The 25,338-nt window shown below is 71.0% G+C and carries 26 protein-coding genes; 14 read left to right on the top strand and 12 right to left on the bottom strand.

Annotated elements, in window-relative coordinates; genetic code table 11:
* Nucleotide 1: 1 nt before the first annotated feature.
* On the top strand, nt 2–1,201 hold the full coding sequence (locus Q9R20_RS06670) for a beta-propeller fold lactonase family protein (RefSeq protein ID WP_311248600.1): 1,200 nt from the start codon (nt 2–4) through the stop codon (nt 1,199–1,201).
* Nucleotides 1,202–1,204: 3 nt separating this feature from the next.
* On the opposite strand, the gene Q9R20_RS06675 is transcribed toward Q9R20_RS06670, so the two are convergent.
* Nucleotides 1,205–2,329 (bottom strand): AI-2E family transporter, encoded by a 1,125-nt coding sequence (locus Q9R20_RS06675; RefSeq protein WP_311248601.1) that lies wholly within the window; start codon nt 2,327–2,329, stop codon nt 1,205–1,207.
* An 80-nt stretch (nt 2,330–2,409) separates the two neighbouring features.
* Between Q9R20_RS06675 and Q9R20_RS06680 the strand changes: the two genes are divergently transcribed.
* The 4 genes from Q9R20_RS06680 (at nt 2,410) to Q9R20_RS06695 (ending at nt 6,475) form a co-directional block, all read left to right on the top strand.
* Complete coding sequence (locus tag Q9R20_RS06680) at nt 2,410–2,715, top strand: chorismate mutase (RefSeq protein WP_295835252.1); 306 nt, start codon at nt 2,410–2,412, stop codon at nt 2,713–2,715.
* Nucleotides 2,716–3,122: 407 nt separating this feature from the next.
* Nucleotides 3,123–4,433, top strand: a complete 1,311-nt coding sequence (locus tag Q9R20_RS06685; protein ID WP_311248602.1) for a glycine betaine/L-proline ABC transporter ATP-binding protein — start codon at nt 3,123–3,125, stop codon at nt 4,431–4,433.
* On the top strand, nt 4,433–5,437 hold the full coding sequence (locus tag Q9R20_RS06690) for a proline/glycine betaine ABC transporter permease (protein WP_311248603.1): 1,005 nt from the start codon (nt 4,433–4,435) through the stop codon (nt 5,435–5,437). Before Q9R20_RS06685 ends, Q9R20_RS06690 begins: the two co-directional genes overlap by 1 nt.
* Before the next feature lie 135 nt (nt 5,438–5,572).
* The gene (locus Q9R20_RS06695) at nt 5,573–6,475 is read left to right on the top strand and encodes a glycine betaine ABC transporter substrate-binding protein (protein ID WP_311248604.1); all 903 of its coding nucleotides are present in this window, start codon (nt 5,573–5,575) and stop codon (nt 6,473–6,475) included.
* 45 nt (nt 6,476–6,520) lie between these two features.
* Here Q9R20_RS06695 and Q9R20_RS06700 read toward each other — a convergent pair whose 3' ends face one another.
* Nucleotides 6,521–7,252, bottom strand: coding sequence for a DUF2071 domain-containing protein (locus Q9R20_RS06700; RefSeq protein ID WP_311248605.1), 732 nt, complete (start codon nt 7,250–7,252; stop codon nt 6,521–6,523).
* Nucleotides 7,253–7,299: 47 nt separating this feature from the next.
* On the opposite strand from Q9R20_RS06700, the gene Q9R20_RS06705 reads away from it, so the two are divergent.
* Complete coding sequence (locus Q9R20_RS06705) at nt 7,300–7,560, top strand: DUF3253 domain-containing protein (RefSeq protein WP_311248606.1); 261 nt, start codon at nt 7,300–7,302, stop codon at nt 7,558–7,560.
* A gap of 2 nt (nt 7,561–7,562) precedes the next feature.
* Here the strand turns inward: Q9R20_RS06705 and Q9R20_RS06710 are convergent, their stop codons facing one another.
* Entirely contained in the window at nt 7,563–8,306 is a 744-nt protein-coding gene (locus tag Q9R20_RS06710; RefSeq protein WP_311248607.1) for a hypothetical protein, read from the bottom strand.
* A 33-nt stretch (nt 8,307–8,339) separates the two neighbouring features.
* Nucleotides 8,340–9,329 carry a hypothetical protein gene (locus Q9R20_RS06715; RefSeq protein ID WP_311248608.1) on the bottom strand — a complete coding sequence of 330 codons (990 nt, stop codon included), beginning with the start codon at nt 9,327–9,329 and terminating at the stop codon, nt 8,340–8,342.
* A gap of 159 nt (nt 9,330–9,488) precedes the next feature.
* Between Q9R20_RS06715 and Q9R20_RS06720 the strand changes: the two genes are divergently transcribed.
* The gene (locus Q9R20_RS06720; RefSeq protein ID WP_311248609.1) at nt 9,489–10,562 is read left to right on the top strand and encodes an epoxide hydrolase; all 1,074 of its coding nucleotides are present in this window, start codon (nt 9,489–9,491) and stop codon (nt 10,560–10,562) included.
* 61 nt (nt 10,563–10,623) lie between these two features.
* Here Q9R20_RS06720 and Q9R20_RS06725 read toward each other — a convergent pair whose 3' ends face one another.
* Together Q9R20_RS06725 and purL are read right to left on the bottom strand one after the other, a co-directional pair.
* Nucleotides 10,624–10,761: a hypothetical protein gene (locus tag Q9R20_RS06725; protein WP_186807576.1), complete on the bottom strand. Its 138-nt coding sequence runs from the start codon at nt 10,759–10,761 to the stop codon at nt 10,624–10,626.
* Between the two features lie 95 nt (nt 10,762–10,856).
* On the bottom strand, nt 10,857–13,259 hold the full coding sequence (gene purL, locus Q9R20_RS06730) for a phosphoribosylformylglycinamidine synthase subunit PurL (protein WP_396653668.1): 2,403 nt from the start codon (nt 13,257–13,259) through the stop codon (nt 10,857–10,859).
* A gap of 163 nt (nt 13,260–13,422) precedes the next feature.
* Between purL and Q9R20_RS06735 the strand changes: the two genes are divergently transcribed.
* Nucleotides 13,423–14,418 carry a glycerate kinase gene (locus Q9R20_RS06735; protein ID WP_311248611.1) on the top strand — a complete coding sequence of 332 codons (996 nt, stop codon included), beginning with the start codon at nt 13,423–13,425 and terminating at the stop codon, nt 14,416–14,418.
* Nucleotides 14,419–14,445: 27 nt separating this feature from the next.
* Here Q9R20_RS06735 and Q9R20_RS06740 read toward each other — a convergent pair whose 3' ends face one another.
* On the bottom strand, nt 14,446–16,767 hold the full coding sequence (locus Q9R20_RS06740; protein WP_311248612.1) for an FdhF/YdeP family oxidoreductase: 2,322 nt from the start codon (nt 16,765–16,767) through the stop codon (nt 14,446–14,448).
* 59 nt (nt 16,768–16,826) lie between these two features.
* Nucleotides 16,827–17,705 carry a formate dehydrogenase accessory sulfurtransferase FdhD gene (fdhD, locus tag Q9R20_RS06745; RefSeq protein WP_311248986.1) on the bottom strand — a complete coding sequence of 293 codons (879 nt, stop codon included), beginning with the start codon at nt 17,703–17,705 and terminating at the stop codon, nt 16,827–16,829.
* A gap of 200 nt (nt 17,706–17,905) precedes the next feature.
* Between fdhD and Q9R20_RS06750 the strand changes: the two genes are divergently transcribed.
* The 6 genes from Q9R20_RS06750 to Q9R20_RS06775 are packed head-to-tail and all read left to right on the top strand — an operon-like array spanning nt 17,906 to nt 20,973.
* Nucleotides 17,906–18,382: an Asp23/Gls24 family envelope stress response protein gene (locus Q9R20_RS06750; RefSeq protein WP_311248613.1), complete on the top strand. Its 477-nt coding sequence runs from the start codon at nt 17,906–17,908 to the stop codon at nt 18,380–18,382.
* Nucleotides 18,379–18,567 carry a DUF2273 domain-containing protein gene (locus tag Q9R20_RS06755; protein ID WP_056225276.1) on the top strand — a complete coding sequence of 63 codons (189 nt, stop codon included), beginning with the start codon at nt 18,379–18,381 and terminating at the stop codon, nt 18,565–18,567. Before Q9R20_RS06750 ends, Q9R20_RS06755 begins: the two co-directional genes overlap by 4 nt.
* Nucleotides 18,568–18,595: 28 nt before the next feature.
* Complete coding sequence (locus tag Q9R20_RS06760) at nt 18,596–18,913, top strand: hypothetical protein (RefSeq protein WP_311248614.1); 318 nt, start codon at nt 18,596–18,598, stop codon at nt 18,911–18,913.
* A complete protein-coding gene (locus Q9R20_RS06765; protein WP_311248615.1) occupies nt 18,913–19,491 on the top strand; it encodes a DUF6286 domain-containing protein in 579 nt (192 codons plus the stop codon). The genes Q9R20_RS06760 and Q9R20_RS06765 overlap by 1 nt, the downstream gene beginning before the upstream one ends.
* Nucleotides 19,491–20,078, top strand: a complete 588-nt coding sequence (locus Q9R20_RS06770; protein ID WP_295835297.1) for a hypothetical protein — start codon at nt 19,491–19,493, stop codon at nt 20,076–20,078. The genes Q9R20_RS06765 and Q9R20_RS06770 overlap by 1 nt, the downstream gene beginning before the upstream one ends.
* A 19-nt stretch (nt 20,079–20,097) precedes the next feature.
* Entirely contained in the window at nt 20,098–20,973 is an 876-nt protein-coding gene (locus tag Q9R20_RS06775) for an Asp23/Gls24 family envelope stress response protein (protein WP_311248616.1), read from the top strand.
* A 199-nt stretch (nt 20,974–21,172) separates the two neighbouring features.
* Here Q9R20_RS06775 and Q9R20_RS06780 read toward each other — a convergent pair whose 3' ends face one another.
* The 4 genes from Q9R20_RS06780 to Q9R20_RS06795 all read right to left on the bottom strand — a co-directional run bounded on the left by Q9R20_RS06780 (nt 21,173) and on the right by Q9R20_RS06795 (nt 25,214).
* On the bottom strand, nt 21,173–22,537 hold the full coding sequence (locus Q9R20_RS06780; protein ID WP_311248617.1) for an extracellular solute-binding protein: 1,365 nt from the start codon (nt 22,535–22,537) through the stop codon (nt 21,173–21,175).
* A 30-nt stretch (nt 22,538–22,567) separates the two neighbouring features.
* Complete coding sequence (locus Q9R20_RS06785; protein WP_311248618.1) at nt 22,568–23,509, bottom strand: carbohydrate ABC transporter permease; 942 nt, start codon at nt 23,507–23,509, stop codon at nt 22,568–22,570.
* Entirely contained in the window at nt 23,509–24,462 is a 954-nt protein-coding gene (locus Q9R20_RS06790) for a carbohydrate ABC transporter permease (RefSeq protein WP_295835310.1), read from the bottom strand. The genes Q9R20_RS06785 and Q9R20_RS06790 overlap by 1 nt, the downstream gene beginning before the upstream one ends.
* A 257-nt stretch (nt 24,463–24,719) precedes the next feature.
* On the bottom strand, nt 24,720–25,214 hold the full coding sequence (locus tag Q9R20_RS06795) for a DUF1990 domain-containing protein (RefSeq protein ID WP_311248619.1): 495 nt from the start codon (nt 25,212–25,214) through the stop codon (nt 24,720–24,722).
* Nucleotides 25,215–25,338 lie beyond the last annotated feature (124 nt).

Below are 25,338 nucleotides of genomic sequence, written 5' to 3' on the forward strand. Positions count from 1 at the left end.
CGTGCGCTTCTGGGTCGGCGCCTACGCTCCCGACACAGGTGCGGCGGAGGGGATCGGCATCCTGCAGGCCGGCGAGGCCGATGCCCCCGGCGCGAGCGGTCCGCTCGGCATGGTCGCGACGGCGGTGTCCGCTCCCGGCTCGCCGTCGTGGATCGCCGCGCACCCGACCCACGACGTGATCTACGCCGCTCTCGAGTTCGACGGCACGGTGCAGGCCTACCGCCGCACCGGCGACACGCGGCTGGCACCGCTCGGTGCGCCCGTCGCCGCGGGCGAGGCGGTCTGCCACGTCGCCGTCGCCCCCGACGCCTCGCACCTGCTCGCCAGTTGCTGGGGCGACGGGCGGGTCGTGCGGATCGACCTGGATGCCGCGGGCCGACCGTCGAAACCGCTGGTCGCCCCCGAGGCCCTCGACCCGTACGGTTCCTCGCCGTCCGAGGGCGCCGTGTCGACCGGCGCGAGGGTGTCGGGCGCCGTCGTCCCCGACCTCGCGGCGGCCGCGCGGGCGCTGCGCGAGGCGGCCGGGGACGAGTACGGCCACCTCGTGCCCGCGTACGACGAGGTGCCCGAGACCGACGCCGAGTCGGAGGAGGCCGCCGCCGGTGCTCGCGTCTCGCGCGCGCATCAGGCGATCTTCCTGCCGGGCGGTCTCGTCGCGACGACCGACATGGGTTTCGACCTCGTGCGCATCTGGCGGGTGGGCGGAGCCGGCCTGCGGCCGGTCCAGGACGTGACGCTCCCGAAGGGCAGCGGTCCTCGTCACGGGCTGTGGCATCCGTCCGGCCACCTCTACGTCGTCACCGAACTCAGTTGTGAGGTCTTCGTGCTCGCGCCCGATCGCGAGGGTCGGTGGCACGTGATCTCGGGGGAGCCGCTGCTCGGCACGCTCGAGACCGACACGGCCGCCGAACTCTGCACCGACCGTCACAGCGCGACGCTGTACGCGGGCGTGCGCGGCAGCGACACCGTGGCCGTGCTCTCGGTACGCGGCTCCGGCGAATCGCTGCAGCTCACGGCGCTCGCCGAGACCGGCACGCACTGGCCGCGCCACCACGTGGTCTTCGACGACACGCTGCTCGTGGCGGGGCAGCTCGCGCACGAGATCGTGTCGCTGCCGCTCGACCCGCGCACCGGCATCCCCGGTCGCGTCCGACACCGCACGGCGTCGCCGTCGCCGACGCGGCTGCTGCCGATGCGCTGAGCGCTACTTCTTGGCATCCTGTCGCGGGATGACGATCTGCTTGATGATGAGCAGCACCGAGGCGGTCACGGGGATCGCGACGAGCGCGCCGAGCAGGCCCAGGAGCGTGCCGCCGACGAGGGCCCCGATGACGACGAGGGCGCCGGGGATCGAGATGGTGCGGTTCATGACCCGCGGCGTGAGGAGATATGCCTCGATCTGCATGTAGACGAGATAGACGATCGCGAAGATCAGTCCGGCGGTCGGGCTGACGATGAGGGTGAAGATCGTGGCGGTCGCCCAGAACAGCACCGAACCGACGAGCGGGATCAGCGTGATGCCGAAGGCCAGGGCCGCCAGCAGCGCCGCGAACGGCTGCCCGAGGATCGTCAGCACGATGAACGCGAAGACCGCGTTGCACAGCGCCAGCACGACCATTCCGGCGAGGTACCCGCCCACCGAGTCGGTGATCTGGCCGGTCATGTCCGCCACCGTCTCGCGACTGCGCGCGGGGGTGAGGCGCACCAGCGAGTTCTTCATCTTCGGCAGGGATGCCAGGAAGTACAGGCTCAGCACGAGCACGATGATCGCGCCCGAGACGAACGTGCCGATGCTCACACCGACCTGCAGGAGACCGCCGCCGATCGCGGCGATGTTGGCCGGGTTCGTGACGAAGCCCTGGACCTCTTTGAGGACGTCGCCCAGGCTGTCTCCGAAGTTGCTCTCTACCCAGCGCACGGCGTCGCTGTCGATCAGGTCGTTGACGAACGTGGGGATGTCGCCGACGAACTGCTCCACCTGACGGACGACCGGCGGGATGAGCAGCCACAGGGCGCCGGCGAGGATGACGGCGAGGCCGCCGAACACGATGACGATCGACCAGGCGCGCGAGAGCCCGCGCCGCACGAGGAAGCGCACGAGCGGGTCGAGGGCGAGAGCCACGAATAGGGCGATCGCGATGTAGATGAGCACCGTCGACAGGTTCGACAGGGCCAGGCCGAGCAGGATGGCGGTCAGCCCGCCGAGGGTGAGGAAGAAGCCCGCGGCGTACGGTCGGGAGATGGCCGACCACACCGGCTTGTCACGCGAGGTGGGAGCGCCCGCCTCGGCACCTACGGCGGTGGGGTCGGGACGCGTGGATCGGCTCATCCTCACACTGTAGGACTCCGCATCCGCGGGCGATTGGGCCCGGTCGGGCGCGGTAGGGTCGGAACGATCTGGGAGGACACATGACCGACGCCGATCCCTCGACGATTCTGCAGGGGCTGCGCGGCAGCATCGACAACATTGACGCCGCGCTGATCTTCCTGCTCGCAGAGCGCTTCCGCTGCACCAAGCAGGTCGGGGTGCTCAAGGCGAAGCACGGGATGCCGGCATCCGACCCGGCCCGCGAGGAGCAGCAGATCGCTCGGCTCGTGCAGCTGGCCGAGCAGGCCGACCTCGACCCGGTGTTCGCCGAGAAATGGTTCAACTTCGTCGTGGCCGAGGTCATCCGCCACCACCGTTCCGCCGCCGCGGAGGCACCCGCGGACTGACGTCCTCGGGTGGCGGCGCGCGGGCGGAACCGCACGCGGTGTCGAGCGCCGTTCGCTCGGCGACACGCCCGGGCTGACACGCGACGTGCCCTCCACGCTGACCCGCGGAGGAGGGAGCGCACGCGCGCGCGTGTGCCACGCGGCATCCCGGATTGCAAGGCGTGAGGCGATTTGCCAGGCGATCCATCGCCGTGAAACGTTGGTGGAGGCCCGTTGACGGGCCGCCCACTCGACCAGTCCGCGGTCGCCGGTGCCGACTCGGGGGAGTCCGCGCCGCGAGCGTACGGTCGGCGGCCTGGGCGACGGATCCGATATCCGGCGTCGACGCGCTCCACCCCCGGAGAGCGCCGAGGGCTGCCACCCGGGCGTGACCGCTGCGGCCACCCGAGGCCGCCGAGGTGCACACAGTGACACATCCGCCTGCCCTCGCGGCGAAGAACCTGTTCAAGGTCTTCGGCCGCGCCCCCCAGGCCGCCGTCGACCGGCTCCGCTCCGGAGCCCGTCGAGACGAGATCGCCGACCACGGGACCGCCGCCGTCGTCGACGCGAGCTTCGAGGTCCAGCCCGGCGAGATCTTCGTCATCATGGGGCTGTCCGGCTCCGGCAAGTCCACGATCATCCGCATGCTCAACGGCCTGCACGAGGCGACCGCCGGCACCGTCGAGGTGCAGGGCGACGCCCTCACCGGCGTCGGCGCGGCGCGCCTGCGCACCCTCCGCCGCGAGCGTCTGGCGATGGTGTTCCAGCACTTCGCGCTGCTCCCGCACCGCACCGTGGCCGCGAACGTCGCCTACCCGCTCGAGCTGCGCGGCGTCGGCAAGGCCGAGCGGCTCGCGAAGGCCGAGGAGATCCTCGCGCTCGTGGGCCTCGAGGGCTGGGGAGAGAAGCTCCCCTCGGCCCTGTCGGGCGGGATGCAGCAGCGCGTCGGAATCGCCCGCGCGCTCGCCGCCGACACCGACATCCTGCTGATGGACGAGGCGTTCAGCGCTCTCGACCCGCTGATCCGCCGCGAGATGCAGGAGCAGCTGCTCGACCTGCAGCGGACGCTGAAGAAGACCATCGTGTTCATCACCCACGACCTCAACGAGGCGATGTTCCTCGGCGACCGCATCGCGGTCATGCGCGACGGGCGCATCGTGCAGATCGGCACCCCCGAGGACATCCTCACCGACCCCGCGAACGACTACGTCGAGCAGTTCGTACAGGACGTCGACCGGGCACGGGTGCTGACCGCCGGCAACGTCATGGAGCGTCCGCGTCCGCGCGTCGACGCCTCCGCCGGCCCTCGCACCGCGCTGCGTCAGATGCGCGACGCCTACATGTCGGCCGTCTACGTCACCGACCGCGACCGCAGGCCGGTCGGCATCATCACCGATCGCGACGCGATGAAGCTCGTCCGCGCCGGCGAGAGCTCGTTGCGCAGCAAGCTCAAGCCCGTGCCGCAGAGCGTGCGCGAGGACGAGGTGCTGATGAACCTCTTCGTCCCCTCGGTCGAGTCGCCGCTGCCGCTGGCCGTGCTCGACGCCGAGGGCCGCCTGACCGGCGTGATCCCCCGCGTGACCCTGCTCGCCGCTCTCGGGCCCGGGCCGACCTCGACCGAGGAGTTGACCGTGCTTCCGCAGCCTCTGCCGTCGGCCGAGATCGACGCCGTGCTCGAGGGCACGCCCGTGGCGGATGCCGTCGGCCCTGACGCCCGCGAGAGCGAGGCGGTGCGCTGATGGACGGTTTCCGTATCCCCGTCGGCGCGTGGGTCGACAGCGCCGTGGACTGGGTCCGCGACAACCTCTCGGGCTTCTTCGACGTCGTCTCCGTGGTCGTGCGATTCCTCGTGGGCGGGCTGAGCGACGTGCTCCTGTCGGCGCCCATCATCGCCGTGATCGTCGTCGCGGCGCTGCTCGCCTGGCTCCTGCGCTCGTGGAAGCTCGCGCTCGGCACGGCCATCGGTTTCGCCCTGATCCTCGCGATGGGCCAATGGGTCACCGCGATGCAGACGCTGGCCCTCGTGCTGGTGGCGACCGTCGTGGCCGTGGCGATCGCGGTGCCCCTCGGCATCTGGTCGGCGCGCAACGCCACCGTGCGCGCGGTCCTGAAGCCGATCCTCGACTTCATGCAGACGATGCCGGCGTTCGTGTACCTGATCCCGGCGATCACGTTCTTCAGCATCGGCGTGGTGCCCGGTGTCGTCTCGACCGTGATCTTCGCCCTGCCCCCCGGCGTGCGCCTGACCGAGCTCGGCATCCGCGGGGTCGACTCCGAGACGGTGGAGGCCGGACACGCGTTCGGCGCGACCCCCGGGCAGATCCTCCGCGGCATCCAGCTGCCGCTGGCGATGCCGACGATCATGGCGGGCGTCAACCAGGTCATCATGCTGGCGCTGTCGATGGCGGTCGTCGCCGGCATCGTCGGAGCTGATGGCCTTGGCAAGGAGGTCGTGCAGTCGATCTCGACCGTCAACCTGCCCAAGGGCGTCGAGGCCGGCCTCAGCGTTGTCATCCTCGCGGTCTACCTCGACCGGCTCACCGCCGCCCTCGGGAACCGCGCCGACAACCGCGGGTCGCTGCTGGGCGTGGTCATGCGCCGTCGTGCCGCGCGCTCGGCCGCGGCCGTCACGGCCGGAGCCCCCGCCGCCCCGCACGTCGACGCCACCCCGACGGATGCCTCGAACGAGGCCGAGCGCGAGAAGGCCTCGCCGCGTCGAGCGCCGGTGCCGTCCGGGCGCTGAGTCACGGCATCCCTCCCTCTTCCGCGTGAGGGGTCATCTTCTGTCGCTCAGGCGCTCGCCAGGCGACGGAAAACGACCCCTCACGCGTAAAGACGGGGCAACGAAAACACATACGAAAAGGAAGAGAACACAGCAATGAAGACGCGACACCTCACCTCCGCCCTCGCCCTCGGCGCGGCGGGGACCCTGCTGCTCGCCGGCTGCGCGAGCGGCAACATGGCCGAAGGCGGCTCGGGCGACGGCGGCGAGAAGGGCACGATCACGCTCGGCTTCCTGCCCTCGTGGACCGACGGCCTCAGCACCGCGTACCTGCTCGAGGACCAGCTCGGCAAGCTCGGCTACAACGTCGAGATGCAGACCCTCACCGAGGCGGGCCCGCTGTACACCGGTCTCGCGCAGGGCGACGTCGACATCTACCCCTCGGCCTGGCCCGAGCTGACGCACAAGTCGTACATGGACCGCTACGGCGACCAGATCGACGACCTCGGCGCGTACTACGACAACGCCAAGCTCACGATCGCGGTGCCGAGCTACGTCGACATCGACTCGATCGAGCAGCTCCAGGACAACGCCGCGCGCTTCGACGGCCGCATCTACGGCATCGAGCCGGGCGCCGGTCTCACCACGCAGACGCAGGAGACCATGCTCCCCGGGTACGGCCTCGACGGCGACTTCGAGCTGGTGACCTCCTCCACCGCGGCGATGCTCACCGAGCTCGACAACGCCATCGCGGCGCAGAAGGACATCGCGGTCACCCTGTGGCGTCCGTTCTGGGCCAACGACGCGTACGACGTCAAGGACCTCGAAGACCCGCAGGGACTCATGGGCGACCCCGAGGCACTGCACTTCCTCGGCACCTCTGGCTTCGCCGGAAAGTACCCGGATGCCGCCGAGCTCATCGCCGGCATCCAGCTGAACGACGAGCAGTACGGTTCGCTCGAAGACCTGGTGGTCAACGAGTTCGGCGAGGGCCGCGAGGCCGAGGCCGTGGACGCCTGGCTCGAGCAGAACCCCTCGGCGTTCTCGACGCAGCGCTGATCCCCCGTGACGGCCTCCTCCCGTGTGGAGGGGGCCGTCACGTATTCACGCGATGGTGCGCGCGCTCGTGAAGCGCGTGATGAAGCCGGGGTGGTCGGCGGGCATCGCGAGGACGGAGTCGGGCGTGCGCCCCGCGAGCTGCGGGAAGCCGGAGTCGGCGACGAGGTCGTCGTCGAGGGTGTCGAGCTCAGCCGTGACCAGCGGCCAGGGCTCGTGCGCGTTCGCGGCCCAGATCGTGCGGCCGAGGTGCCGCTCGTGGAACCCCCACCGCGCGGTGAGGAAGCGCGACAGGGGCGTGTCCACCGTCTCCGTGCCGAGCGTGGCCCGCACACGCGTTCCCGGATGCCGTCCCCCGTGGCGCCGCGAGCGGTACTCGATGCGCGAGCCCTCGGTGCGCACCCCCGCCCGGGCCCACCGGTACGGCAGGCCGAAGAGCGCTCGAGCGGCGAGGACGGGGGCGAGGTGCTCGGCCTCGAGCGTGCGGAAGACCACCCCACGGCGGCCCTCGTCGTCGACGGCATAGGTGCGCACGTTGATCTCGGTGAACGTGCCGAGCAGCGGCACGGGCGGCAGCGGCAGGAACCGGAACTCGCTCAGCACGAACGGCACGAGCCCCACCCACGCGGAGCCGTCGTGCACGTCGGGACGGGTCCCCCGCGGCAGCAGGGGGGCGACCTCGGCCGGATCGACGCGCCAGTGCACGAAGACGGCGCGGTTCCAGCGCTGGGCGATGACGGCGCGTCCGGGCAGGTCGGGGGCGTGGCGCTCGGTGATCACCGGGTCATTCTGGCCCCGTCGCCTCGGCGCGGAGGGACACTGGACAGATGGCCCCGTCATCTGGTGCAGACCCCCGGCTCGTGGCATCCATTCGCGAGCTGCTCGCGGCCCGCGACGCCGACAAGACGATCTGCCCGTCCGAGGCCGCCCGAGCCGTGGGCGGCGACGACTGGCGCGACCTCATGCAGCCCGCGCGCGACGCCGCGCACGCGCTGGTCGAGCGGGGCGAGGTCGAGGTGACGCAGAAGGGTGAGGTGGTCGACGTGACCACCGCCCGCGGGCCGGTGCGGATCCGCCGGAAGCGGTGACGTCAGACAGCGGGCTCGGGCGGCGTGCGCGGAGCGGTTGCGGCGCCGCGAGGCAGCTCCAGGGCGACCTTCTTCTCAAGGACGTCGACGGCTTCGTCGCTCAACCAGATGAGTCCGTCGAGCTCTTCGCGCACGCGTTTGTAGGCGAGCTGGCGTTCGTTCGGGGTCGCGGCCTGATCGGTGGCGACGGTGAGCAGCTGCTTCGCGATGTCGAGGCGTTTGCGCTCGTCGGCGGTGAACGCGGCGTCCTTCACGCGTCGCGCGTCGCGCTCGGCCATGTCGAAGGCGACCTCGTAGTCGGTGACGGCGTCGCGGTACTCCTTGAGCTGTTCCGCCGAGAGGGTCTCGCCGTCCGCCGGACGGAGGTTGTCGGCCAGCTTCTTCGCGCGCAGGAACGCGGCCGTCAGCGGCTGGCGGCCGTCGCTCATCGCCGGGTACGTGACCAGCTTCTCGGCGTCGAGTTCGTACTCGAGCCAGCGGTGGGTCACGTCATCGTGCGCGGCGGCGACGCGCTTCTGCCCGACGTCGGTCGTCGGCGTCGCGGGGGCGGTGAGGGCGGCCCCTTCGCCGCCGGCGGGCGCGAGCGCCGCGCCCTGGGCCTTCAGGAGCTCGAGCTGCTCGCGGTGGCGGCGCCGCGCGGTGACCTCGCGGTGCTTCACGCGTGCGTTGATGGCTCCCATCGTCATCCCGAAGAGGGGGAAGACGAGCCACCAGTAGTGCCCGGCGAAGGTCCAGAACTCATTCACGGCGCCATGCTACGCCGCTCGCCCCACGGGGTCTCAAGAAGGCGACGTCGGGGGCCGATCGCGTGCGGGAGGCGGCCACACCGGGCCGTTCCGCGGCGGCGGGCCGCCGGCATCCGAGGTCTTCTTCTGCGCGCGCTTGGCGCCGCGCTCGTTCCAGTTGCGGGCGGCGGCGCGACCCATCGACTCCATCGAGCGGGCGAGGGCGCGCTGCGCGGTCTCGGCGAGATCGGATGCCACCCGGCTCCACGCATCGCCGCCGTCGATGCCTGGTTGGTCGCGATCGCCCCGGCGGGCCGCCCGCTCCGCGCGATCGAAGGCGTGCGCGGTGCGGCGCACGGCGTCGCGATACGCGAGGAACTCGGCGGGTTCGAGACGCGTCTGGACCGACGCCGGTCGCAGCCACTGCGCCTTCTCGTGCGCGCGGAGGAAGTCGGCGAGCAGCGGCGAGCGGGAGTCGCTCATCTCGGGGTAATCGATCGCGAGGGCGGGGTCGGTCTCGTAGGCCATCCACCGCGCGAGGATCGCATCGTGCTCGGCCAGCAAACGGGCGACGGGCAGGGGTGCGCTGCCGGCACGGATCGCCGGCAGCATCGCCTTCGCGGCCTTGACCCCCGCGCGCCGGGCGCGCACCTCGGCCGCCGCGGCGCGGAGGTCTCGCTGCGCGTCGGTCAACCGGCCGCGCGCGGCGGCGACGGCGTCGGCCGGGACCCGGGATGCCGCCCGCTCGGCCTGGGCGCGCACGACCTCGGCGTCGGCGACCTTGACGTCGGCCCGGCCGCGGGTGACCGCGTGTCGGGCCGACTGCAGGTCGAGCAGGGCAGCGTCGAGCTCGAGGCGCCGGGCGGCGGCCTTGCCCATCGGGCGCGAGGCCCACGCGCGCGCGGCCCGGTCGCCGGTGGTCGTCCCGGCGGGAAGAGCGCGCTGTCGGGAACGGCGCACGCCCAGCCAGCCGACGGTGCCGGCACCGGCCGCCGCGGGGCCGATCCACCACCACTCGACCAGAAGGGCCATCAGCGGTTCCACACGCCCATGCTATGCCGCGCCTCCGACACGGGCCTGGGGGTCAGGCCGGAATCCGCAGCGGAGGCCGAGCGAGCAGCGTCCCCCTTGCTCCGGTGCGTCGGCCCAGGCGGGGCGGGGCGGGGGATGCCCCGGCCTGCGCGATCGTGCCAGGGTGGTCGCATGATCACCCGGCTCGACCCGCGGACCCCGACCGACGAGATCGACGACCTGCGGCGGCGCATCGCGGCGACGCGGTGGCCCGACGACGTGGGCGACGACTGGACGCGGGGGACGCGTCCCTCGGCCCTGCGGCGCGTGCTCGACGCCTGGGCGGACGTCGATTGGCATGCCGTCGAGGCGAGACTGCGGTCTGAGCAGCACCTGCTCGTGGGCGAGGAGGGGCGGCGTGTGCACCTCTGGCGCGCGGGGACGCCGGGCGCACCCGCGGTCGTGCTCGTGCACGGCTGGCCGGACAGCTTCGTCCGCTTCCGCGGGGTCGTCGAGCATCTGGCGGACCTCGACGTCATCGTGCCGAGCATCCCGGGCTTCGGCTACAGCGATGCCGCTGCGCGCGATGAGGGCGGGCCGCGCTGGAACGCCGAGCGCCTGCTCGCCGCCCTCGGCGAGATCGGTGTGCGTTCCTTCGCGGTGCACGGCGGCGATCTCGGGACGGCGATCGCCGACCAGGTCGCACTTCTCGCCCCCGACCGCGTGACGGGGCTGCACCTCACCGATGTTCCGCTCTGGCGCGCCGCAGTCGACGACCGGCTCACCGCGGAGGAGCGGGAATGGGTGGATGCCGCCGCCGCCTGGGAGACAGCGGAGGGGGCGTACGCCGCGGAGCAGCGCACGAAGCCTCAAACACTCGCTGCGGCTCTGACGGATTCCCCCGCCGGTCTCGCGAGTTGGTACCTGGAGAAGTTCCAGGCGTGGGGTGACGGGGACGTCTTCGAGCGGATCCCGCTGGAGTGGATTCTCGAGAACCTCTCGGTGCACTGGTTCACCCGCACGGCCGGCAGCGCGGCACGGGTCTACTTCGACCGACGGCGGTTCCCGCCGACCCTCGGCCGGGTGACCGTGCCGACGGCCTTCGGCCTGTTCCCGCACGACATCGACCACGGGGTGGAATCGTTCGCCCGGCGCTCCTATCCCACGGTGCGGTTCACGCGCTTCCCGTCGGGCGGGCATTTCGGCGCGATGGAGCACCCCGCGACGCTCGCGGCCGACCTGCGTGCTCTGCTCGAGCACGCGTGAGGGGTCACCCTCCGTCGCGCGGGCGCTTTCCGGCGACAGCGGGTGACCCCTCCGGCGGTGATCAGCCGAGGATCAGCGAGATGACGGTGGCGCCACCGCCGGTGAGCACCAGAGCGGCGATCACGACCCACGCGGTGATCTTGACGCGCTTCTGACGTTTGTCGCTGAACACGGTCATGTCGTCGTCGTCATCGGTCATCGCGCGTCTCCTCTCGTCGGCGGTGTGGGGCGGGGGGGTTCACGGCGGCGCGGCCCGGCCGTGCACCGAGCCCGGCGCGGGGCCGGTCCCGGGCGTCAGGCCACCGGCTCCGATACGGTGGGGCCGAAGACGGCGGGCAGCGTCTCGTTCGACAGGCGACGCAGCTCGGCCACGGGGACCGTGAACACGTCCTGGATCTCGAGGGATGCCTCGGTGCCCGGCTCGACGTCGGTCACACCGATGCGCAGCACCGGGTAGCCACGGCCGTCGCACAGGCCGCGGAACTTCACGTCCTCTTCGCGGGGGACGCTCACCAGCACGCGGCCGGTGGACTCGCTGAACAGGGCGGCCGTGGCATCCACGCCGTCGCGCTCCATGAGCTCGGTGAGCCAGACGCGCGCGCCGACGCCGAAACGCATGACGCCCTCGGCGAGGGCCTGCGCCAGGCCGCCCGACGACAGGTCGTGCGCGCTCGAGACGAGCGACTGCGAACCCGCGGCCTGCAGCAGCTCGGCGAGCTTGCGCTCCTGGGCCAGATCGACCTTCGGCGGGCGACCGCCGAGGTGGTCGTGGATGGTGCCGGCCCACTGCGAACCGTCGAGCTCGTCGGCGGTGGTGCCGAGCAGGTAGAGGTTCTCACCGGCATCCTGCCAGCCGCTCGGGATGCGCGCGGCGACGTCGTCGATGATGCCCAAGACGCCCACCACCGGGGTCGGGTGGATCGGCTGGTCACCGGTCTGGTTGTAGAACGAGACGTTGCCGCCCGTGACCGGGATGCCGAGCTCGAGGCAGCCGTCGCTCAGACCCTCGACGGCCTGGCTGAACTGCCACATGACCTCGGGATTCTCGGGGCTGCCGAAATTGAGGCAGTCGGTGACGGCGGTGGGCACGGCACCGGTGACGGCGACGTTGCGGTACGCCTCGGCGAGGGCCAGCTTCGCGCCGTTATAGGGGTCGAGCTGGTTGTAGCGACCATTGCAGTCCGTCGCGATCGCGAAGCCGAGGCCGGTCTCCTCGTCGACGCGGATCATGCCGGCGTCGTCGGGGAAGCTCAGCGCCGTGTTGCCGAGCACGTAGTAGTCGTACTGGTTCGTGATCCACGAGGTGTCGGCGAGGTTGGGGCTCGCGACGAGGGTCGTGAACTGCTCGCGGAGGGTGTCGGCATCCGTCGCCCGGGGCAGCTTCGCGGCGGAGTCGGCCTGGAGCGCGTCGATCCACGTCGGGTAGGCGACCGGACGCTCGTAGACGGGGCCGTCGACCGCGACGGTCGAGGGGTCGACGTCGACGATGCGCTCGCCGTACCAGTCGATGACGAGGCGTCCGTCGCCCGTGACCTCGCCGAGGACGCTGGTCTCGACGTCCCACTTGCCGACGACGGCGAGGAACGCGTCGAGCTTCTCGGGCGCGACGATCGCCATCATGCGCTCCTGCGACTCCGACATGAGGATCTCTTCGGGCGTGAGCGACGGGTCGCGCAGCAGCACCTTCGACAGCTCGACCTTCATACCGCTGTCGCCGTTGGCGGCGAGCTCGCTCGTGGCGCACGAGATGCCCGCGGCGCCGAGGTCTTGGATGGCCTCGACGAGGTTGTCACGGTAGAGCTCGAGGCAGCACTCGATGAGCACCTTCTCGGCGAACGGGTCGCCCACCTGCACCGCGGGACGCTTGGTGGGGCCGCCGTCGGCGAAGGTGTCGGATGCCAGGATGCTCGCGCCGCCGATGCCGTCGCCGCCGGTGCGGGCACCGAAGAGCACGACCTTGTTGCCCACACCCGTGGCGTTGGCGAGCTTGATGTCTTCGTGACGCATGACGCCGACCGCGAGGGCGTTCACGAGCGGGTTGCCCTGGTAGACGGCGTCGAAGACCGTCTCGCCGCCGATGTTGGGCAGGCCGAGGCAGTTGCCGTAGAAGGAGATGCCGCTGGTGACGCCGTGCACCACGCGCGGGGTGTCGGGGTGGTCGATCGCGCCGAAGCGCAGCTGGTCCATGACGGCGACCGGACGCGCACCCATCGAGATGATGTCGCGCACGATGCCGCCGACGCCGGTCGCGGCGCCCTGGAACGGCTCGATGTAGCTGGGGTGGTTGTGCGACTCGACCTTGAAGGTGACCGCCCAGCCCTCGCCCACGTCGACGACGCCGGCGTTCTGGCCCATGCCGACCATGAGACGCGTCTTCATCTCGTCGCTGACCTTCTGGCCGAACTGACGGAGGTAGATCTTGCTGGACTTGTAGGAGCAGTGCTCGCTCCACATGACCGAGTACATCGCCAGCTCACCGCTGGTGGGGCGGCGGCCCAGGATCTCGCGGATCTTGGCGTACTCGTCGCTCTTGAGGCCCAGGGCGCCGTACGGCTGATCCTTCTCGGGCGTGGCGATCGCGTTCTCGACCGTGTCGGCGAGGGCGGTACGGGCGGCGGGGTTCGGGGTGGTCACGCGGCTGAGCTCCAAGAATCGCAGGGGCCGGACGGGAGTCAGTCTAGTTGTGCGCGCCGACATCGCCGGGGTCGGCTGTCGGGACGCTGCGCAACCTCGGCGACCTGCGCAAGATCCGTGCGTGCGGCGGCATTCGGGCTGAGGTCGTGCGCATCGCTGAGAGGCGCGCAGCGCGGGGGCAGGATGGAGACGTCGGTGCCGGCGAGCGGCCCGCGGAGGGAAGAGCATGCGCGTCGTCATCGCCCCCGACAAGTTCAAGGGCACCCTCACCGCGGTCGAGGCGGCGGATGCCATGGCCTCGGCGGTCCGCGAACGGTGGCCCGACGCGGAACTCTTCGTCGTCCCGATGGCCGACGGCGGCGACGGCACGCTCGATGCGCTCGGAGGGGCGAACCGCCATGACCCCGTGACGGGACCGCTCGGCCGACCGGTCGACGTCGGCTGGCGCCTCGACGGCGATCTCGCCGTGATCGAGTCGGCCGCGGCATCCGGTCTCGTGCTCGCCGGGGGAGCGCAGGGCAACGATCCGTGGGGCGCTACGAGCCGCGGCGTCGGCGAACTCCTCGCGCGCGCCCTCGACGCGGGGGCGACCCGCGTCGTCGTCGGGATGGGCGGCTCGGCGATGACCGACGGCGGTCGGGGGGCGATCGAGGCGCTGGGCGATCGCGTGCCGTTCCCGGCGGGTCGCGTCGCGGTGCTCACCGACACGACCGTCGCCTTCGTGCACGCCGCGCGGGTGTTCGCGCCGCAGAAGGGGGCGGACGGCCCGATGGTCGAACGCCTCACGGCGCGCTTGGAGGCGGATGCCGCGGACTGGGCCCACCGTTTCGGTTGCGATGTGCGGGAGACACCGCGCACGGGTGCCGCAGGGGGGCTCTCCGGCGCCCTGTTCGCCGCGGGCGCCGACCTGGTCGACGGGGCGGCGTTCATCGCCGAAGCCCTCGGTCTCGCCGCCGCGGTCGCCGCAGCCGACCTCGTGCTGACGGGCGAGGGGGCCTTCGACGTCACGACGCAGGCGGGGAAGGGGCCGGGGCACGTGCTCGCGCTCGCCGCGGCGCACGATGTGCCGACGCTGGTCGTCGCGGGCGTCGTCGCCGAAGACGTCCGCGGGCCCGGGGTCGTCTCGGTCGCCGAGGTCGTCGGCATCCGTCATTCCCTCCGTCACCCCGCGGAGGCGGTTCGCCTCGCCGCGGTGACGGGTCTTGCGACCGTGCGTCGCTGAGCGCGGCCACCCCGCGGGGGAGCCGGCTCAGGCGGTCTTCGCGATGCGCACCCGGATGTCCTTCATGAGCGGCTGGTCGCTCTGGCGGCTGTAGTCGTCGGGGCCGAGCAGCACGTTCATCTCGGGGAAGTAGCCGGCGGCGCTGCCGCGCGGGGTGTCGTACTCCAGTGCGCGGAACGCCGTGACACTGCGCACCGAGCCGTCGCGCGAGGTCGCGACGATGTCGACGAGGTCGCCCTCGGCGATGCCGCGCTCCTTCATGTCGCGCCGGTTCATGAACACGAGCTCGCGGATGTTGCGCACGCCCCGGTAGCGATCGTCGGCCGAGTAGATCGTGGTGTTCCACTGGTCGTGCGAGCGCATCGTCTGCAGCACGAGCACGTCGGCCTCCTCGGGGATGACGTTGGGCAGCTCGGCATCCGAGAACTCCGCCTTGCCGGAGGGCGTACGGAAGTCGCGCTCGCGTGCCGGCTGGGGGATGCGGAAGCCGTAGTGCTGACGGACGAGCTCGTTGAAGCCCTCGAAGCCGGGCAGCACCTTCGCCATCGTGTCGCGGATGCGGTCGTAGTCGCCGACGTACCACTCCCACGGCGTGGCCGAGTCCGGTATGGTGGCGCGGGCGAGGCGCGCGATGATCTCGGGCTCGCTGAGCAGGTGGGGCGAGGCCGGCTTGCGGGAACCGAGCGAGAGCATGACGGAGCTCATGGCGTCCTCGGTCGAGATCGACTGGGGGCCGGACTCCTGCTCGTCGCGCTCGGTGCGACCGAGGCACGGCAGGATCAGCGCCTTCTTGCCGTGCGTGAGGTGGCTCCGGTTGAGCTTGGTACTCACGTGCGCGGTCAGCTCGCACCGGCTCATGCCCTCGGCGGTGAGCGCGGTGTCGGGAGCGGCGCGCACGAAGTTGCCGCCCATGCCGAGGAAGACCTTCAGGTCGCCGCGGTGGAGAGCCGCCACCGTGTGCACGGTGTCGAGGCCGGGCTCGCGGGGCGAGGTGATGCCGCACACCTCGTCGAGCTTCGCGAGCCACTCCTCGGTGGGCTTGTGGTTGATGCCGCAGGTGCGGTTGCCCTGCACGTTGCTGTGCCCGCGCACGGGCGAGGGGCCGGTGCCCTTGCGGCCGACGTTGCCGCGCAGCAGCAGCAGGTTGACGATCTCGCGCACGGTGTCGACGCCGTGCTGGTGCTGGCTCACGCCCAGGCACCAGCTGATCACGCAGGCCTTCGAGGCGAGGTACACGTCGGCGGCCGCGCGGATCTCGGCCTCGGTGAGTCCCGCCTGCTCGACCAGCTCGTCCCAGGTCGTGGCCTCGACCAGCGCGCGGTAGGCGTCGAGTCCGGTCGTGTACCGGTCGAGGAACGCCTGGTCGAGGGCGGTCGGGTCGGTCTCGGACGCCTCGAAGACGACCTTGGCCATGCCGCGGATCAGCGCGAGGTCGCCGCCCGGGCGTACCTGCAGGTTCATCGTGCTGGTCGGGGTCGAGTTGAAGGTCGCCATGTCGACGATCTCGTGCGGCACGATCGTGCGGGTGCCGGCGACCTCGCGCAGCGGGTTGACGTGCACGACCTGTGCGCCGCGGTCGATCGCCTCAGCAAGGCTCGTGAGCATGCGCGGGGCGTTCGAGGCGGCGTTCACACCGAGCACGAAGAGGGCGTCGCAGCTCTCCCAGTCTTCGAGGTCGGCCGTGCCCTTGCCGGTGGCGAGGGATGCCGTGAGCCCGCGGCCCGAACCCTCGTGGCACATGTTCGAGCAGTCGGGGAGGTTGTTCGTCCCGAGCTCGCGCGCGAACAGCTGGTAGAGGAAGGACGCCTCGTTGCTCAGGCGACCCGAGGTGTAGAAGGCCGCCTGGTCGGGGGAGTCCAGCGCCGTGAGCTCCCGGGCGATCAGGCGGAACGCGTCGTTCCACGAGATCGGCACGTAGTGGTCGGTGTCGGCGTCGTAGACCATGGGGCCGACCAGGCGACCGGCATCCTCCAGCTCGAAATCGCTCCACTGCGACAGCTCGGTCACCGAGTGCGCGGCGAAGAACTCCTTGCCGACGCGCTTGTGGGTCATCTCCCACGTGACGTGCTTGATGCCGTTCTCGCAGATGTCGAGAGCCACGCCCTTGTCGTCGGGCCACGCGCACCCGGGGCAGTCGAAACCGCTCTTCGGGTGGTTCATCGTGAACATCGCCTTGGTGCCGGCGACCGGTTGACGCTGCTCGAGCAGCACCTTGCCGACGGTCAGCGCGGCACCCCACCCGGCGGCCGGGTGCTCGTAGGGGCCGGTGCTCGACCACTCCCCGTCGATCCGCGGCCCGAGGCCTCCCTGGCGCGGTTCCTCGGTCATCAGCCCGAACGACTCACCCATGTTCACCCTCCTGGATCGCGGCGCCGAGTCGGTGGCATCCACACACCGCGCGCCCGACGTCAGCGTACGCTCGCGACCTCGTCGGCCGCGGGGGTTGTGGAGGGCGCCTCGATGCGATCCGTCCGCGTGTAGAGGTTCATGCTCGAGCCGCGGACGAACGCCGCGAGGGTCAGCCCCGCGCGCTCCGCCAGCTCGATCGCGAGCGACGAGGGCGCCGAGACGGCCGAAAGGATCGGGATGCCGGCCATCACCGCCTTCTGCACGAGCTCGAAGCTCACCCGGCCCGACACCTGCAGCACGGTGCCGCGCAGGGGCAGCCGATCGTTCAGCAGTGCCCACCCGACCACCTTGTCGACGGCGTTGTGGCGGCCGACGTCCTCGCGCGCCACGAGGAGCTCGCCGCTCGCGGCGTCGAAGAGCGCGGCGCCGTGCAGACCGCCGGTCTTGTCGAACGTCTTCTGCTGCTCGCGCAACCGGTCGGGGAAGCCGGCCACGTCCACAGCGGACACGTGGATGCCGTCGCCCGCGACGTCGTAGCTCGACACCTTCTCCACCGCCTCGATGGATGCCGTTCCGCACACTCCGCACGAGCTCGTCGTATAGAAGGAGCGCGCGATGTCCGGAGAAGGAAGAGCCACGCCCGCGGCGAGCGTGAGGTCGAGGACGTTGTAGGTGTTGCCGTCCGCGCCGCCCGTGCCGGGGCCGCCGCAGTGGATCGCCCGGGCGAAGTGCTCGCCGCGGCTGATCACCCCCTCCGACACGAGGAACCCGGCGGCGAGCTCGACGTCGTGACCCGGGGTGCGCATCGTCACGGCCAACGGGGTGCCCGCGACGCGGATCTCGAGCGGCTCCTCGACCGCGATGGCATCCGGTCTCTGCCGGACCGCACCGTCGAGGGTGAGGCGGGTGACGCGGCGGTGGGCGGTGAGGCGACCCATGTCAGGACCGCGCACGACGAGAAGGCATGCGTCGAGCGTACGTCCGTTCCGAGCGGGGGCTCTCTGTACGGGCGGTCTGAACCGCATTCGAACGAATTCGATTCTCGGCGTGACGATTCCCCGAGTCGTCCCGTCTCAGTCATGTAGGCCAAAGAGCCCACCCCGGAGCTCCCGGGTCGTGACATGTGAAGGGAACCGACATGGCTGAGAACGCCCCCACCCCCGCTGCGCAGAACGTCCCGCAGGCCGCTTCGCGCGTGAACCGTCCCCTGGGCGCCCGTGGCGCCGAGACCCACACCGACGGCAAGACGACGATCGCCGACGGCGTCGTCGCCAAGGTCGCCGGCATCGCTGCCCGCGAGGTCACCGGCGTGTACGCCCTCGGTGGCGGCGGAGCCCGCGCGCTGGGCGCCATCCGTGACGCGATCAACGCCACCGACCTCACGCAGGGCGTGAAGGTCGAGGTCGGCGAGACCCAGGCCGCCGCCGACATCACGATCGTCGTCGAGTACGGTGCGCCGATCCAGGAGGTCGCCGACCAGGTCCGCGGTCGCGTCGCGGGCGCCATCAACCAGCTCGTGGGTCTCGAGGTCGTCGAGGTGAACGTGGACGTCAACGACGTGCACATCCCCGGCGACGACGACAACCACGACGACGACGAGAAGCGCGTCCGTTGAGCGCCACGACGAAGGGCGCCCTGGTCGGACTCGTTCTGGCCCTCAGCGCTCTGATCTTCGGTTTCTGGGGCTTCATCCTCGTCGCCCTGTTCATGGCGATCGGCGTGGTCGTCGCCCGGATCACCGCGGGTGAACTCGACTTCGGCAACATCGTCAACGCCTTCAAGGGTCGGAGCACATCGTGACCACCGTCACCGCTTCGCCCGGGGTCGGGTGAACGTCGCCGACCGCGTGCTGCAGAAGACGGCCGAGCGGGCCGCCGCCGACGTCATCGGGGTGGATGCCAAGAGCGTCCGCGTCGAGATCGTCTCGGCCCGCGACACCGCCGTGGTGCGCGTGACGTCCCCGTTCCCCGTTCCCCGCCTCGACGACACCGCGGCCGTCCGCGCCGCCACCCCCGTCCTCGAGGCCGCGCGCAGCGCGCAGAGCGAGCTGCGATCGCGCCTCACCCGTCTGTTCGGCCGCGAGGTCTCGCGCGTCGACCTGACCGTCTCGGGCGCCTCCGCCCCCCAGCGAAAGCGAGTGCTGTGATGACTGACACCGTGCTCCGCACCGTCGTGCGCCGCGAGACCCACTCGCCGCGCACCGTGGCCATGCTCGTCGTGGTCGTGCTGCTGCTCCTCGTCCTGGCGTACGCTGCGGTCGAGATCATCCTGAACCTCACCGGTGCCCAGCCACTGCTCGTGGCCCCGGGTGAGGCGCTGAACGCCGTCGTCACCGCGCCCACCGCGCTCATGCCGGTGGCCTTTATCGTCGGCGGCGTCGTCCTCGCGATCCTGGGTCTGATCGTGCTCATCCTGGCGCTCAAGCCCGGGCGACTTTCCAAGCACGAGATGGCCTGGGGAGAGCGCGCCGTCGTCGTCGACAACGGCGTCGTGGCTTCCGCCCTGGCGCAGCACCTCAGCAACGAGTCCGGCATCGCCCGCGACGACATCGTCGTCGGCGTCGCCCACCGCTCGGTCGACGTGACCGTGCGGCCCCCGGTCGGCATCCCGGTCGACGAGGCGCAGCTGCGCCGCATCGTCGACGAAGAGGTGACCGCCTACAAGCTCACGCCCTCCGTCCGCACGCACGTGCGGGTGCAGCGCCCCGACACCAAGGAGTCCTGATGAATGCGACACGTCGCGGTCTGAACCGCTTCGTCCTCTTCCTGGTCGCCGTCGTGCTGCTGGCGGCGGGAGCCCTCGCCCTCGCCGTCGGTCTGCTCCCGGGCGGGACCGACACCTGGACCTCCGTCATGGGCGGATTCCAGGGGTGGCTCGAGTCACTGGGCCGTGAGTCCGCCGGTTGGGGCGCCGTCGCCGCCTTCGTGGTGCTGGCCGTCATCCTCATCGTGATCGCCTCGGCCGCCGTCCGTGGTCGTCGCCAGGCGCCGCTGCAATCCACCGGGAGCGCGAACGCCGAGGGACGCATCACCGTCACCGACGGCTTCGCCTCCGAGGCTCTCAAGAACGCGCTCGGCGAGCGCGACGAGATCCTCTCCTCGCGCATCAGCGCCGGTGAGGTCGGACACGAGTCGGTGCTGCACGTCGCGGTGACCCCGCGGCAGAACACGTCGCCCCGTCAGGTGGCCGAGCACGTCGACACGCTCGTGACCAACCTGGCCGCGCTCACCGGACAGAACCTGCGCGCGTATATCTCGATCCACTCGGGTCTGCGTGCCAAGCTCGCACGCGACAACACCCGCGTGCACTGACACCCCACGAGGAGACGTCATGACCAGCATCGATCCCCACATCGACCCGCCGGCACTCGACGCGGCGGCGGAACTGGCCGCCACGGCTGCGAGCTCGGTCGACGGTGTGCACGCCCTGGGCAGCCTGCTCGAGCGCGCGTCCGACTCCGTGCGCGAACGCGTCGGGCTCGCCAGCAAGGTCCCCGGCGTCAAGATCGACACCGACCGCGCCGACTCGGTCACCGCGACCGTGTCGCTCGTCGTCGACTACCCGCACAAGCTGCACGAGGTGTCCGACGCGGTGCGCGCTGCCGTCCGCTCGGCCCTCGAGCCGCTCGGTCGCGGCCGGATCGACGTGAACGTCATCGTGACGGGCGTCTTCGGGCCCTTCGACCGCGACGTCGTGGCGGAGGCGGAGGAGAAGGCGGATGCCGTTTCGGCCCGCGCCTCGGAGATGGTCGACGACGCGAAGGCTCGCGCCTCGGCGGCGGCCGGGGATGCCCGGGCCGCGGCGAAGGACGTGGCGGACCGTGCGTCGGCGGCTGCCGACGATGCGCGGGAGAAGTCGCGGGATCTCGCGGCCAGCGCCGCCGAGACCGTCGACGCCGCCGTCGCGAAGACGAAGGACGTCGCGGCGGGCGCCTCGGCGGCCGTCGAGGAGACGGTGCGTCAGGCGCGCGAGCGCGTGGTCGCCGCCGACGCGGAGTCCGACATCGATGCCGCGGATCGCGTCACCGAGGGCCTCGAGCCCGCGCCGGCGGAGGACCGCGGAGACGTGCGCGACGTCGTCGCCTCGGCCCTCGAGGATGCGGCGATCGACATCGCGATCGCCGCCGACGAGGTGCGCACAGACGACAAGACCCCCGCGGTCGACGACGTGCAGTCGGTCGTCGAGGACGAGCGCCCGCGTCCCTGATCCCGCCTCCCCAGCCCGAGGCCCCGCTCCGGCGGGGCCTTCGGCGTTCCTGCGAGGTGCCGGTCAGTGGCCGAACTCCCGAGGAACGGCTGCTCGATGCCGTCCGGGCCGGGTCCGGGCAGCGCCCGACGCTGTTACTCCGGAGGTGCGCGACACACGAGGGGGCGCCCCGACCGACCGGCCGGGGCGCCCCCCGGCGTCAGCCGGCGGTCGCGTTGTCGTACGCGCGCTGCGCGGCCTGCTGCGCGTCGGCCAGGGCCTGCTCGGTCGTCTTGTCGCCCAAGAGCACGGCGGTGATGGCGTTGTTCAGCTCGTTCTGAATGTCCTGTCCCGCCGGCGACGAGCCGAACGACTTCCCGCTCTCGACCACGTCGTAGTACGTCGAGATCACCTGGTCGAAGCCGGCATCGCCGGTCGGCACCACGAACTGGTCGCGGATCATCTCGTCGGCCTCGGGCGAACCGGTGAACAGCCCGGTGTTCAGCCCGCCCTTGCTCTCGATGGTCGCGGCGCGCGCCGCTCCCGCCGCCATCCAGGCGTCCGTCGAGGTGAGCTCCGTCATCCACGCGCACGCCGCGGCGGGGTTCTTCGCCCCGGCGGGGATGACGAACGCGGTTCCCGAGGCGAGCGAGAACGGCTGGCCCTCGGCATCCCGGAACGGAACCGCCTGCAGCGAGATCTGGTCGCGGTAGGCACCGAGCACATTCGGGTACCACTGGTTGGCCACCTGCGCGCCGACCTGGTTCTGCACGAACTGGTTGGCGTCGCCGAAGGTGTCGAACGAGTCGGTGAAGCTCTTCACCGCGGCGTAGCCGCCCTGGGCGTCGGTGATCTGCTTCAGCGCGTCGATGCCGGCGGCGTTCGCGGAGTCGTCGAGCGTGGGCTTGCCGTCGGTGTCGGTGAGCTGGCCGCCCATGCCGAGCACCCACAGTCCGCCCTGGCCGGTGGCGACCGGGTCGAGGCCCAGACGCGTCGGATTGCCACCCGACGCCTGGTAGATCTTGCCGACCGCGGCGAGCAGGCCGTTCATGTCGGACGTGTCGAACTGCTCGGGAGCGACCCCCGCCTCGTTCAGTACCTTCATGTTCAGCAGGATCGCCGGAGGCTGGTAGAACTGCGACACCGCGTAGACGGCATCCTGATAGGTGACGTCGTCGACGACGTTCTGGTACCACCGCTCCGTGGGGTTCACGCCCTTCGCCTCGAAGCATGCGTCGAGCGGCATGAGCAGTCCCTGGGCGGCATATGTCGTGACGTAGCGGCGATCCATCTGCACGACGTCGGGCACGTCGCCGCCAGCGATGCGGGTCGTGAACTTCTGGGCGTCGAAGGCCGTGGCATCCAGGGTCACCTCCACATCGCCGAGCTGTTCGGCGGCGTAGTCGAGACGGGACTGGCCGACGTCGTCGGCGTTCTCGAAGCCCCACGCGGCGAGGGTGCCGGTCGGGGTGGCCGAGAAGTCGACGTCGGCGGCCTGTTCCTCGGCGCCTCCGCCGCTGCACGAGGTGAGCAGAGCGAGGGATGCCACGCCGGCGACGACACCGGCGAGTGAACGTGTGCGCATGATCGGGTCCTTTCGGGACGGGGGGAGGGGTCAGCCTTTGCGGCCCTGGGTGGCGACGCCTTCGACGAAGTACCGCTGGCCGAAGGCGAAGATGATGAGCATCGGGAGGGTCACCAGCAGCGAAGCGACCATCACGTACTGGTAGTCGCCCTGACCGCCGGCGCTGGGGCTGTACTTGGTCATCGCGTAGGCGATGCCGAGGGGGGCGGTGAACTCCTCGACGCTGCCCGCGTTCAGGTAGATCAGGGCGGCCTGCAGGTTGTTCCAGCTCGCCTGGAACTCGAACAGGAACACGATGATGAACGAGGGGATCGACAGCGGCATCGCGATGCGCCAGAACAGTCCCCAGGCGCTGCAGCCGTCGAGCCGGGCCGCTTCGAACAGCTCCCGCGGCACGCCGAGGAAGAACTGACGCTGCAGGAAGATGTAGAAGGCGCTGCCGAACAGGTTCATGCCCCACAGCGGCACCCACGTGCCGAGCAGCCCGGTTTCCTTCCAGATCAGGTAGATCGGGATCATCGTCACCGCGCCCGGCAGCATCATCGTCGCGAGCACCAGGCCGAACAGCAGCCCGCGGCCCGGGAAGCGGAAGTACGCGAAGCCGAAGGCGACGACCGAGCTCATGACGGCGACAGTGGTCGCCGCGAGCAGCGCGATCGCGACGCTGTTGAACATCCAGCTCAGCAGAGGGAGCTGCGTCCACACCTCGGCGTAGTTGCCCGGGGTGAACGTCTTCGGGATGAGGGCGTTGTCGAACACCTCGCCGCGCGGTTTGAGGCTCGCCGCGAGCAGCCACGCGAAGGGGTAGAGGAACAGCAGCGCGAACAGCACCAGCACCGCCGCGAGGACGACCCGGCCGGCGAGCGTCTTCGGCTGTTTCAGTGCCCGGCGCCACCGGGACGGCCGGGCGGCGGAGGCCGCGAGCTCGGGGCGGGCCTGGGCGACGCCCGGGGTCTGCAGGGTGTTCGTCATCAGCGGTCCCCCTCGTAGTAGACGAAGCGGTTGCCGAGCCGCACCTGCACCAGGGTGATGAGCAGGATGATCACGAACAGCAGCCACGCCATCGCGGCGGCGAATCCGAAGTTGAACTGCCGGAAAGCCTGCTGGAACAGGTAGATCGCGTAGAAGAGGGATGCCTCGGGCGAGGCGTTGCTCTGATCGCGCCAGAACAGCAGGTAGGCCTGGTCGAACACCTGGAACGCGGCGATCGTCAGCACGATGACGTTGAAGAACATCGCGCCCGAGATCATCGGCAGCGTGATCGAGAAGAACCGGCGGATCGGCCCCGCGCCGTCGATCTGCGCGACCTCGTACAGGTCGACGGGCACGTTCTTGATCGCCGCGAGGAAGATGACCATCGTGCCGCTCACGGTCCACAGCGCCATGATCACGATGCTCGGCTTGACCCACGCGGGATCGACGAGCCACTGCGGACCCTGGATGCCGATGGCCCCGAGCGCCTGATTGATCGCTCCCGAGTTGCCGTTGAGCAGCAGGAAGAACACCGCCGCGGTGGCCACGGCCGGGGTCATCTTGGGCAGGTAGTAGAGCGTCCGGAAGATCCCCGCGCCCCGGCCGACGCGGCTGAGCAGCAGCGCGAGGAACAGGGCGAAGGCGATCTCGAGCGGCACCGCCATGATCGCGTAGAACAGGGTGTTGCCGAGCGACACGGCCACGCGGGGATCCTCGAACAGCTGCGCGTAGTTCGTCGCGCCGACCGGACGAGCGGCACCCGTGGCGAGGTTGTAGCTCGAGAACGAGATGACGAGGCTGTAGATCATCGCCCCGGCTGTGAAGACGAGGAAGCCGATGATCCACGGCGAGATGAACAGGTACCCGGCGATCGCCTCGCGGCGGTTGTACTTGACCTTCTGTCGGCGTTTCCTCGGGGGGTCGGTCGTTGCCGGTGCGGGAGAGACGGTCACCGGAAGGACCGGTCGAGGGCGGTGGTCTCGATGCGCATCAGGGTCTCCTCTCGCGCGCTCCCTCGACATCGAGAAGCGCTTCGCCAGAGTCGGGAAGTGGGCAGAAGAGGTCCAGGGCGTTGCCAAGCGGTCGGGAACGTGGCATAAGCGCTTCTCCGCCGCGAGATCACCCGATCGGCACGAGAGCACACGCCGTTCGCGGCGCGGATCGCGTGATCTCGTGCGGATCGTGTGATCTCGGCGGGGATGCCCCCGGGTCAGCGCGCGTCGAGCGCGCGCAGGTAGCGCTGCGTCATCCGGGCCTGCACCACGCGGCCGATCGGCGCGCCGACGCGGGTGAACCACCGCCCCGGTGAGGAGAACGCGGCGATGTCGAAGGCGACCTCGCCGGTCGGGAGCATCGTGAGCGTGAACCGCTCCTCCCCGCGTTCGGGGTGGCCCGGGAGCGTTCCGTAGGCGAAACCCGCCGTCGTCTCGGACCGATCGGCCCAGACGACCAGACAGGGGATGCGAAAGCTCAGGATGCCGAGCCCCAACCGCATCGTGACGCGCGAGCCCTCGCGCATCGGGGTGTCGGAGAGCTCGACGCGGGCGCCGGCCCGGCGCTGCACCTCGCCGGCGAGCAGCAGATCCGCGGCCCGCTCGAAGTGCTCGCGTCCGCGGCCGACCACGCGGTGCGCGCGGACGTGGTGGTAACCCGGCGGCATCGGCCCGGCGGTCGCGCCGACCTCGTCGTACGTCAGGCCGTCCATGGGCTCACGGTAACGGGCGGGCGGTCGCGGGCACCCCGGGTTGCGCGGCCGCGGGGAGGTCCGGGAGGGGGCGGTGCGGGATGGGGCTGCGCGATGCGGTTCGGGAGGGGTCGCGCGGTGCGGG

Origin of the sequence: Microbacterium sp. PRF11 (assembly GCF_031844085.1) — a bacterium.
In the GTDB taxonomy this organism is placed as follows: Bacteria; Actinomycetota; Actinomycetes; order Actinomycetales; family Microbacteriaceae; genus Microbacterium.

Coding starts and splice junctions, on each gene's coding strand:
- Q9R20_RS06675 (WP_311248601.1), bottom strand. CDS start 2,329: ATGAGCCGATCCACGCGTCCCGACCCCACCGCCGTAGGTGCCGAGGCG.
- Q9R20_RS06680 (WP_295835252.1), top strand. CDS start 2,410: ATGACCGACGCCGATCCCTCGACGATTCTGCAGGGGCTGCGCGGCAGC.
- Q9R20_RS06690 (WP_311248603.1), top strand. CDS start 4,433: ATGGACGGTTTCCGTATCCCCGTCGGCGCGTGGGTCGACAGCGCCGTG.
- Q9R20_RS06695 (WP_311248604.1), top strand. CDS start 5,573: ATGAAGACGCGACACCTCACCTCCGCCCTCGCCCTCGGCGCGGCGGGG.
- Q9R20_RS06705 (WP_311248606.1), top strand. CDS start 7,300: ATGGCCCCGTCATCTGGTGCAGACCCCCGGCTCGTGGCATCCATTCGC.
- Q9R20_RS06720 (WP_311248609.1), top strand. CDS start 9,489: ATGATCACCCGGCTCGACCCGCGGACCCCGACCGACGAGATCGACGAC.
- Q9R20_RS06725 (WP_186807576.1), bottom strand. CDS start 10,761: ATGACCGATGACGACGACGACATGACCGTGTTCAGCGACAAACGTCAG.
- purL (WP_396653668.1), bottom strand. CDS start 13,259: ATGTCGGCGCGCACAACTAGACTGACTCCCGTCCGGCCCCTGCGATTC.
- Q9R20_RS06735 (WP_311248611.1), top strand. CDS start 13,423: ATGCGCGTCGTCATCGCCCCCGACAAGTTCAAGGGCACCCTCACCGCG.
- Q9R20_RS06740 (WP_311248612.1), bottom strand. CDS start 16,767: ATGGGTGAGTCGTTCGGGCTGATGACCGAGGAACCGCGCCAGGGAGGC.
- fdhD (WP_311248986.1), bottom strand. CDS start 17,705: ATGGGTCGCCTCACCGCCCACCGCCGCGTCACCCGCCTCACCCTCGAC.
- Q9R20_RS06750 (WP_311248613.1), top strand. CDS start 17,906: ATGGCTGAGAACGCCCCCACCCCCGCTGCGCAGAACGTCCCGCAGGCC.
- Q9R20_RS06765 (WP_311248615.1), top strand. CDS start 18,913: ATGACTGACACCGTGCTCCGCACCGTCGTGCGCCGCGAGACCCACTCG.
- Q9R20_RS06770 (WP_295835297.1), top strand. CDS start 19,491: ATGAATGCGACACGTCGCGGTCTGAACCGCTTCGTCCTCTTCCTGGTC.
- Q9R20_RS06775 (WP_311248616.1), top strand. CDS start 20,098: ATGACCAGCATCGATCCCCACATCGACCCGCCGGCACTCGACGCGGCG.
- Q9R20_RS06780 (WP_311248617.1), bottom strand. CDS start 22,537: ATGCGCACACGTTCACTCGCCGGTGTCGTCGCCGGCGTGGCATCCCTC.
- Q9R20_RS06785 (WP_311248618.1), bottom strand. CDS start 23,509: ATGACGAACACCCTGCAGACCCCGGGCGTCGCCCAGGCCCGCCCCGAG.
- Q9R20_RS06795 (WP_311248619.1), bottom strand. CDS start 25,214: ATGGACGGCCTGACGTACGACGAGGTCGGCGCGACCGCCGGGCCGATG.